The 9,270-nt window shown below is 36.0% G+C and carries 11 protein-coding genes and 1 pseudogene; 8 read left to right on the top strand and 4 right to left on the bottom strand.

What is annotated here, in order from left to right; translation table 11 throughout:
* Positions 1-368 (bottom strand): annotated as a pseudogene (locus G519_RS46370) (IS21 family transposase); the annotation flags it as partial.
* Positions 369-494: 126 nt separating this feature from the next.
* Positions 495-2,756: an HD domain-containing protein gene (locus G519_RS46365; protein WP_036635250.1), complete on the bottom strand. Its 2,262-nt coding sequence runs from the start codon at positions 2,754-2,756 to the stop codon at positions 495-497.
* Between the two features lie 659 nt (positions 2,757-3,415).
* Here G519_RS46365 and G519_RS0136445 point away from each other — a divergent pair.
* The 4 genes from G519_RS0136445 (at position 3,416) to G519_RS46360 (ending at position 6,885) form a co-directional block, all read left to right on the top strand.
* Entirely contained in the window at positions 3,416-3,655 is a 240-nt protein-coding gene (locus G519_RS0136445) for a hypothetical protein (protein WP_154669659.1), read from the top strand.
* Between the two features lie 55 nt (positions 3,656-3,710).
* Positions 3,711-4,040, top strand: coding sequence for a helix-turn-helix domain-containing protein (locus tag G519_RS0136440; RefSeq protein ID WP_029198775.1), 330 nt, complete (start codon positions 3,711-3,713; stop codon positions 4,038-4,040).
* Entirely contained in the window at positions 3,980-4,885 is a 906-nt protein-coding gene (locus tag G519_RS0136435; RefSeq protein ID WP_029198774.1) for an IS3 family transposase, read from the top strand. Before G519_RS0136440 ends, G519_RS0136435 begins: the two co-directional genes overlap by 61 nt.
* Before the next feature lie 317 nt (positions 4,886-5,202).
* Complete coding sequence (locus tag G519_RS46360; protein ID WP_051254024.1) at positions 5,203-6,885, top strand: ATP-dependent nuclease; 1,683 nt, start codon at positions 5,203-5,205, stop codon at positions 6,883-6,885.
* Positions 6,886-6,998: 113 nt separating this feature from the next.
* On the opposite strand, the gene G519_RS0136425 is transcribed toward G519_RS46360, so the two are convergent.
* Positions 6,999-7,346, bottom strand: coding sequence for a helix-turn-helix domain-containing protein (locus tag G519_RS0136425; protein ID WP_029198773.1), 348 nt, complete (start codon positions 7,344-7,346; stop codon positions 6,999-7,001).
* 137 nt (positions 7,347-7,483) lie between these two features.
* Between G519_RS0136425 and G519_RS0136420 the strand changes: the two genes are divergently transcribed.
* The gene (locus G519_RS0136420; RefSeq protein ID WP_029198772.1) at positions 7,484-7,807 is read left to right on the top strand and encodes a hypothetical protein; all 324 of its coding nucleotides are present in this window, start codon (positions 7,484-7,486) and stop codon (positions 7,805-7,807) included.
* Positions 7,808-7,835: 28 nt separating this feature from the next.
* On the opposite strand, the gene G519_RS0136415 is transcribed toward G519_RS0136420, so the two are convergent.
* Positions 7,836-8,060, bottom strand: coding sequence for a helix-turn-helix domain-containing protein (locus tag G519_RS0136415; protein ID WP_029198771.1), 225 nt, complete (start codon positions 8,058-8,060; stop codon positions 7,836-7,838).
* A gap of 155 nt (positions 8,061-8,215) precedes the next feature.
* Here G519_RS0136415 and G519_RS0136410 point away from each other — a divergent pair, with 155 nt between their 5' ends.
* From G519_RS0136410 to G519_RS53825, 3 genes are all read left to right on the top strand, one after another.
* The gene (locus G519_RS0136410) at positions 8,216-8,890 is read left to right on the top strand and encodes a TnsA endonuclease N-terminal domain-containing protein (protein ID WP_029198770.1); all 675 of its coding nucleotides are present in this window, start codon (positions 8,216-8,218) and stop codon (positions 8,888-8,890) included.
* Complete coding sequence (locus G519_RS53190; protein ID WP_279626914.1) at positions 8,868-9,002, top strand: hypothetical protein; 135 nt, start codon at positions 8,868-8,870, stop codon at positions 9,000-9,002. Before G519_RS0136410 ends, G519_RS53190 begins: the two co-directional genes overlap by 23 nt.
* Before the next feature lie 94 nt (positions 9,003-9,096).
* Positions 9,097-9,270, top strand: a 174-nt coding sequence (locus G519_RS53825; protein WP_409372025.1) for a DUF6431 domain-containing protein, incomplete at its 3' end; no start/stop codon positions are given.

Raw genomic sequence — 9,270 nt, 5'->3', positions numbered from 1 at the left:
GTGGCAGCATATTTGCGATAGTAATTACAATACTGGGTGTACATGAGGGGGATCTCTCCGCCTAAGCGACAGTTCTCACAATATTCGCTCCAGAGCAAGCTAAGAGTAACGCCACTCTTGGCTAATTCCCTATGCATATATTCACAATCCGGAACTTTTCGTGAAGATGTCTGAGCCTTCTCAGGAAACAAGAGATACTGAAGGTCAGCTTCTACCATATCCTCCGGTAGTGGCCATGATAGCTCCTTTTCGTTTGCACGTTGTAACACCTCGGAGACGGTGTTGCGTGAGCATTGAATACTCGAAGCGATACTGCGCTGACTCAGCCCCATGCTATTGAGCCTTAAAATTTCTCGATACTTGGTCATTTTGATGACCTCCCGTTGGTATTTGTGCACTTGCTAGGCAGACGCACATCTGTACATTCTACCAACGGGGCGGCTCTCTCTACTAACATAGTGGCTCTAATAGATTAACGTGGTGGCTCTCACTCATTAACTCGATGGCTCTATGGCACCGAAATATTCAATATCAACGACAAGAAATGACGGAAAAGGCCACTCAAGACGTGTCATTTGATTCCTATTACTCCAAGCTGCTGGAAACAAATTCATTGGTATTTCGATTCCGTGTAGAGAAAATTTTGATTTTGATTCAATTATTCTACTTGATCCCGAACTTGTATTTACGTTTTCATCTTCATCAATTTCTATTGATTCTGTAGATTTTGAAATTGCATTTGTACTTGTGGTAATAGACGTGCTTAAAGTGAACGATTCGGAAATGCCTGAAATATAAACTTCTCTTGAAGATATCGCTATTGTTTCAAGAGGCATTTTATACTGCTCTAGAACCCCAATAATGACCTTACCATCAATCCCAAGTTCTAAATCAGAAATATTTAACTCGAATTTCTTTACATAATTATAATCTGACCAATTAAAGTCCTTGTAGAATCTTGAACTTGTGTTTAAAAAAGAATCGGATGTATGTATCTGTTTTTCGTTTTCAAACTTTATTTGAATTGGAAAGGGTGGATTGGGAATTGTTTGGAACACAAAATCGAAAAATTTTTGTTTGTTCAAATGTTTCCATGGATTGTCTTTATGTAAAACAAGTTCTGTTGTTGTTCCTGGTTGTTTTCTTTTCCCAGATTGTATCCAAAAGATACTTTCATGGCCCTCTACTATAACTTGAATTGGTTCGCTTGAATCATGTAGATCGTATAAACGTCTTGTGTCGATTTTTAATGTATCAGATATCATAAAGCAAGAAAGAACACCAATCCCGAATCTTGAGGTAGGAGTGAAACTCATACCAGCCTGAGATCTTAAGTCATAAAAATCAGCAGATTTGTAAAAGGAGGATCCAACTTTGGAGTAATAGTTATCAATTATGTACTGATCCATACCGATGCCATTATCAGTTACTATTAGAATATTCTCGTTACTTTCAGTTTTAAATTCAACCGAAATAATAGGCTCGAATTGATTTCCCCAAGATTTTTCTAACGCTTGCCTTACTAAACAAGCATCAATTGAGTTTTGTAGTAGTTCCCTTAATGCAACTTCCGGATTACCATACAATTTAGTTCCCATTAGTAGTTCTATGACCTGAGTTTTACTTAATGTAAATTGAGTATCTCTATATTTATAAACAGGCTTTCCATACAGATCGATCTTAGCTCCTATTTTAGATCGATCAACCTTTGGAGGAAATTTTATATAGTAGTGTTCAGGAAAATTGACTCTCGATTGGTCGCTTAAATTTGCTAATACAGAATTGCAGGAAATTAATTCTTTATCGATAAAATCACAAAAACGATGAATTGTTGCTTCAATAGCTGGATGTTCGCACCTAGCTTGAAAAATTATATTATTCGCTGATATATTCCAGGCATCAACCGAACGGTGTTTCATCCATTCTTTTAATGAAACGGAATTTCTAACTCCTAAATGAGAAAACAATACCGTAGGGGTTCGTTTAGCATCAAAATCTAAGATATCAGATAGCCGGAGTACTACCCCAATAAATGGTAAGCAAGCAAATATGTCTGGACCACATAAAAAAGATCTATCAAGCTCTAAAAGTGAAAGTGCCTCATCATTATGGCTAAAACACAAAATTGCAAATTCATTTGTCAAATCAGTATCTCTATACTTAATCTTTCCATCCCATTCTTCAGCAATTATTGTTCTAGACCTATCTGCATGGGTTATCCTTATATACTCAGAAATAAGGTATTTCTCTATGATTGAAGCTTTGTTATGCAAACCGCTTTCACGCAGTTTTTTTATTTCAGCTTGTTTATCAGGGCGAGCATCTGAAAAGCGTTTAAATTTTGCATGTTCTGATAATTCCCATTCGGTAGGTTTATCGCCGATCCAATTTTCCTGCCATGCTCTTATTTCTTGTTCGGAGGCTGCCATTCCAATATCATGAAAAAAGGAAGTTAGAATTAGAAGCATAAGTTCTGGTATTGACAATTTTTCAAGTGTATTTTCTGGGATAATTCGTTCCATTAATTTTAATACACGAAATAGATGATCTCCATCGTGTAAAGTGAATTCCTCCATATGGCGAAGAACTAATTTGGTTCTTTGATAAGCATAAAAAGTAGCGTCATCTATTAATGATAACACCTGTTGTCCAGAAGGATCATATTCTGATTTTCGTTTTAAAATATTAAAAATGTTATTATTTGATAATCTTGCTTGTGTTTCTTCACGCCAATCATCAGTAGGAATTGAAACCATTAATCTCGCTCCTTACTTGAATCTATTGAATTAAAAAATCATATGCGCTGATTATAACATAGTTATATTTCTAATATGATCTTTCAATAAAACTTGATCATTCCTACCTCAATAACTAACATAATCCAGAATAACCCGCGGTGAGGAGTTGTTATAAGATGATGTAAAGAAAACAAAAGACCAATCCACTTATTTGAGGATTGGTCTCTTAAGTTAATAAAGTCCAAGTTATATGATACTAATCATAACTGCCACATAGCTTACCACTGCGAGAATCAGCCCCATACAAATGACCATTAATGAAACTTTCTGTCTTTTGACAAAAACGAAGAGCATGGTGAAAACAAGTAGGGCAGCTAGCAGCAGGAGAACAACACTCCATAAATTCACCCCGATTTTAATCATAAAATCAGCAGGAAGTTGATTAAAAAATGTAAAAAAACTAGATGGTTGTGTCAACTTGATTGTATTTTCAAAAATTAATTCATGAGTGGGATACTGTTGTCCCATTACTGAAGTAGCCGATAGAACTAGAATGGCCATAATACATTCAGCGCGGATCCAAGGTTTTGGATCGTAGTTCGGATTAGATAAGAATTTGCGCTTGGTAAGGAGCTGAAAGCATCGTTATTATCCTATTGCTTGTAGTTACAGCATTTATGGGACAGCAAGAGCCTCCTCACGGGAATCTAAAAGCTATACTTGATGATGGGCCACCAATGCCATGGTTTACTTATATAAGTGGTTACGATGTGAGCAGTGTTGAAGAAATGGAAATAATCTTAAATACGGTAAGTATAAGTATTGCTGCCATTGGGGTTATTGCCATGATAGCTGGTTTGTTCTGGGCTTGGAGAAAGAAAAAGCCTATGTGGTCAGTTGAAGTGCACCCCTTATAATGAACATTGGAAAAACCCCCTGGGTAAACCGATGTATTATAAGGGGTGTATTTTTATGGCGATTAAAGGACAAACGTTTAAACATTATCCAGAATCCATTAAGACAGAGGCTATTCGGTTACATATGGTTGAGGGATGGAGCTACAGAGAGATTACAGTACATTTGGATATACATGACAAGGGTAGGATCAAGAAGTGGATGAGGAAGTACCGAGAGTGCGGTGAAGAAAGCTTCAAGGACAAACGTGGAGGGCCGTTTCGCCCAGAGACAGAGCAGGAGCGCGTGATTCGACAGTTGCAACTAGAGGTAGATGTGCTAAAAAAGTGGTTACAAATCTTGAATCGGGAGGTGCCCAAAAGAGATACTACATCGTTGATGAACTGAAGGACGAGCAAAGTGTTAAGGGCCTATGCTCTTACCTGGGAATAAGCAGAAGTGGTTACTATGCCTATGTAAAGCGTAGTAAAGCAGATCCTGATGGAGAACTAAAGCTCAAAATCTTAGCGATCTACGAGCAGCGTAAGAAGATTCTAGGATACCGACGTATTCAAGATGAGTTGTATCGTCAGTACAACCTTATCGTCAATCATAAGAAGGTTCTACGCCTCATGCAACAGCTTGGCATCAAGTCAATTATCCGCCGCAAATATAAGTATCAAACGAGTCATGAAGCAGCTGTATCTGACGGGAGAATAGCTGAGAATTTGCTAAAACGGGACTTTCATGCCGACGGTCCCAATCAAAAGTGGGTTACAGATGTTACGCAATATCGTGTGTTCGATGATCGAATCTACTTATCCGCTGTAAAGGATCTCTGGAACGGTGAAATCGTGGCCTATCACATCAGCAAGCGTAATGACAATCCGCTTGTCCTAGAGACGTTTAGAAAGGCGTTTGAAACGCATAAAGACGTGACTGGTAGAATCCCAGGGTTGATCGTTCACAGCGATCAGGGATGCCAGTACACGTCTCATGCTTACCACGACATGCTGCCAAAGGTTGGCGCCCGAATCAGCATGTCTCGTCGAGGCAATTGTTATGACAATGCCTCCATGGAAAGCTTCTTCTCTCATTTGAAAGTGGAATCTCTCTATCCCTATGATATCCGAAGTATCGAGGAAGCACAAAGGCGAATTGAAGAATTCATTCATTTTTACAACGAAGAAAGAGCGCAAAGAAAGCTAAACAAGCTGACGCCGGCAGAGTACCGACGTCAGCTTGCAGCCTAGGGCTTTTTTCAATGTCTACGATTTGGGGTCTTGACCAAGTTGCAGCTGCGTTGTTTTTTGTTATTTGCGGGTATTTGTCTTTGATGTTTTCGATTGCTTGAGGAATAACAAAAAAAGCGGAGATTGTACTCAGACAATCTCCGCTTTTTTTGGTGATTATTCTGGAAATTGTCTCCTTATGGGGTTGATGAAGCGCACTGAAATGTTGTGCATTGATTCTACAAATTTCATATTATTTTTACAAATTATGTTATTACAAAATTTGTTATTTGATATAAAATATAATCATTAGTTTATTAAAAATGGGGGTTGTCAAAATGAGATTAAAACGATTTAGTGTTACTAATTACAAGGTTTTTTGTGAAAAGTTTAGCATTAATTTTTCCCAGCAAGATATTGCTATATTAACAGGAAAAAACAATACAGGTAAATCAACCTTTCTTGAAGCTATAAATCAATTTTATCTTCCAACAGTTGCAAAAACGAAAATACCAGTAGAGTGCTATTCTGACCAAGACGAAAGTAAAGTAATTGAGTTAGAAGCAGTTTTTTTAATAGACGGGGAAGAGTTGACAATACTAAAAAGATATGCGAATGACAGTGGTAAATATTTTGATCAAGATGGAAAAGAAATAAAAAAAGGACATATTTTAAAGACAGTATTAGATAAGTTACTTGAGAATTCACCGTACTATATTACTCCTTACATGACTACTGATGAGGTTGATAAGCAAGTACAAGAGATATATTCACACTTATTAACTGCTGAGCTAACTAAGCTTGAAAATGATGAATCGGATTTATCTAAATCAAAACAAGAGTACTTAGAGCTTAAGAGGGCTATTCCAAAGTTATTATCACAACTCAAAAGTAATACTGACCAAGCACTAAAAGCAGTTAGTGATAACGTATCAAAAAATTTACAAGGACTATTCTCAAACAAAGATTTACAGCTTGCAGTTTCAGGTGGGGATAGTAATGGGTTTTCTATTGCAGAAATTGTAAAATCTACAAACTCAAGTGTCACAATAGACAATAAGCAATTTCAGGGAATGCCTTTGTCTACACAAGGAACAGGAATCCAAAGGATGAGTTTAATATTTATATTTCAGAATATGATCGAACAAGGCATGCTAGGAATTAACGAAAATAAGATGTTGCTTATAGATGAACCAGAAGCATTTTTACATCCTGAAGCAGTACGTGCATTGAGCCAATCATTATATACTATTGGTGGTAAAATGCCTTTAATAATCTCAACACATTCTCCTGTATTAATTGATTTATCTGAGAATCATACTTCTATTCAGGTACTGAGAATTGGAAGTAATGAAGCAATAGAATTATTTCAATCCTCAAATTCTGTATTTGACGAAAACGATATTACTAATATGAAAATACTTAATTATGTAGATTCTTATATAAACGAATTTTTCTTTGCGAACAATATCATTATTGTTGAAGGCGATACAGAGTACATAGCGTTAAAACATTACATTAAAGAAAAGGAACTATCGATTCACGTAATTAGAGCAAGGGGGAAAAGTACCATATGTACTTTAATGAAAATTCTTAATCAGTTCAAAGCTCCTTACTATATATTACACGACATGGATAACAACAACACAAAATATGAACAAAAAACATTGAAAGCACAACTAACAAACTGTAAAAATATTTTCAAACTAAAGCAAGAAAATAATACAATTTTTGCTTCAGTAGCAAATTTCGAGCAGGCGATAGGGATTGTGGAAGTCCCTGACAGAAAAAAGACATCAACTATTTACGGCATCATGAATGATCCAAGTGGTGTAACTGTAAAAAATAGAATTTATTCTTTCTTTGATCATATTTTTGATATTCGAAAATCAGACAAGCTTGAAGTTAACATTATAGAGATTCTCTACGAAAGTGTTTATGAAGAATTATTTATGCCAGTCGTTGGCAATGAACATGTGGCAGCAGGTGCCGAGGAGGTGGTTACATATATGACCGAATAATAAAGCTTAAACGAAAAAACGCTGAACTGTTCCGCAGTTTAGCGTTTTTTCGTTTATCATCTTAAGGTTGGTTTGGAAATAACAAATTTAAGGACACCTTGTTTTAAGGTGTCCTATTTGTTACTCATTATTTCGGATAAAAACAATTTCACTTTTTTTAGATCAGAAGTTTTCATTTCTATAAGTAGTTCATTTACCTCTGTCATAACGTTTTCACGTTCCGAATTCTTACGAGAAGATGATCTTTCATAAGAAAAAAACTCTTGAACGGGAACCTCTAACGCGTCAGCAAGCTTTTGAACATTAATTAAAGATATATTCTTCTCGGCTCTTTCAACCCCACCAATATAAGAAAAATGGAACCCACATTTTTCCCCTAACTCTTCTTGTGTAAAACCTTTTAACTTACGAATCTGACGGATGCGTTTTCCAACCATTGGTAAAATTGAGTTGTCTTTCATGTTTACACCTCTATTGTAAGTGTAAACAAAGAAAACAAGCTGATACATCACAGTATAGACATCAAATATTTTTTTATGATACAAATATGTATTATAACCATTCATTATGTCTATAACTAAATTTGAGGTGAATGAATATGAAATTTGATGAAGATAACCAACTTCAATTAGACATAGCTATGGTTACATCAAAAGGCTTGCACTTTAACGGAAATATCTATACAAATGCTACTATGATTAAAAACAAATGGTTTGAGCAGGCCGAAAGAGAGGGGATTTGGCAGATTCCCATCTTATTTTGGCGCTCAAACCAAGATAGTTTAATCTTATTCGAATCTGGCTCCTATATAATAGCAACCTCGGTTGAAAATAATTTATGTCCATCAGAAACATTAGAGATATATCAAAAACAATTACGTGCACTTAAAGAAAGATATTTCGAGAAAAAAAAGAAGCATTAATTTTTTTAGGATGACAATAAGTTAACAATTATTCCGAAGTACCTGGAAACAGTTTATTTACAGGTACTTTTAATTCATTACTAATTTGGAATAACAAATACAAATGAATACGTTGTCTACCAGCTTCAATATTTGCTAATGATGGCCTTGAAATATTTAATCTTTGACTAAGTGCAGATTGCGATTGTTCTCGAGTTAATCGAATTGTTCGAATCTGAACACCAACCACTTTATAGTACTCATCCTCATCCATACCTCACAACTCCTTCTACTAATCTACTATTATAGTATTTCCTGTTTCAAAACTAATATAATTCAGCCTCAAAAAAATTTTCGAAAAATCGTGTTTGAAATACAAACAATTGGAAATAAAAAGATAATAGATTTATACATGGAGGAAAAAAGTAGATGTATACTCCAATCGTTGTACCAAGGAATAAAAAATACGGCAACAATTACTGGAATTCAGATGGTCCAAAAGTAAATATGAGAGAAGTTGTCTTATACAGTGACTTGGAATTTGATAACTGGGTATTAACTGAGACCGATCCAACAATAAAAACATACTGTGAACAACCAATTGAAATTAGTTTTGTATTCAATGGTAAATTGCACTCCAGCATTTTTGATATGTGGATTTTAAGAACAACCGGAAAAGAAGAGTTTATTGAAGTTAAGTATGACATTGAACTACGACCTGAACACCGAAACTTCACGCGTAACATGAGGCAAATCCAAGCACAGCAAGAATGGTGTAATATCCAGGGTTTTAGCCATAAAGTAATGACAGAAAAAGAGATACGCGCATTCCCAGTTGGGCTCGAAAATAGAATAAAAATGCTATCTGACATAAAGAGTCGACCTTACCCTGTTGGAACTGAAAATATACTGAGGGTAGTTAATGAGGTTCCCAAAACCATTGTACAGATTTATGAAAACCTAGAAGGCAAGTATTCCATTAGAGACATTTTGTCTTGCTGTTATTCACTTTCATATTACGGAAAAGTTTTCACCAACATTAATGAACATATTTGGAGTACTAGAACGGAGGTATGGCGTAATGAGTCGAATGAAAATTATTGAAAAAGATAAACTTCTTCCGGATCAAATAATGTTGCCGCTGAATCATAATGCCCAAAAGCTGACGGAATTGCCTGTCCAGGGATTGACGAATATAATGACCGTATCACAGTAAAGGAAAAGGACGCCTCCATAAAACGTGTACCTGTTAGCGCAGGTACACCGGAGACATCCTCTCACAAAAAATAACATGGTCATTGTATCAAATTATGAGCTGGTTGAGAAGGTCACCGGCGTTTTTTGTTAGGTGTGTGGAAATCGTGCCTTGCCCCTGTTGTGGCGAAGGACTTAAGGTTATTGGTAGTCGAAGGCGAATCTGTAGGAATGCGACTGGAGAAGTTAAGGTATTCATCCTCCGAAGATTGCGCTGTTCCAGTTGTCGT

Source organism: Paenibacillus alginolyticus DSM 5050 = NBRC 15375 (assembly GCF_000422905.1).
GTDB lineage: Bacteria > Bacillota > Bacilli > Paenibacillales > NBRC-103111 > Paenibacillus_E > Paenibacillus_E alginolyticus.
Note: the sequence above shows the minus strand (reverse complement) of the source record. Positions and strands in the feature narration are given on the sequence as shown.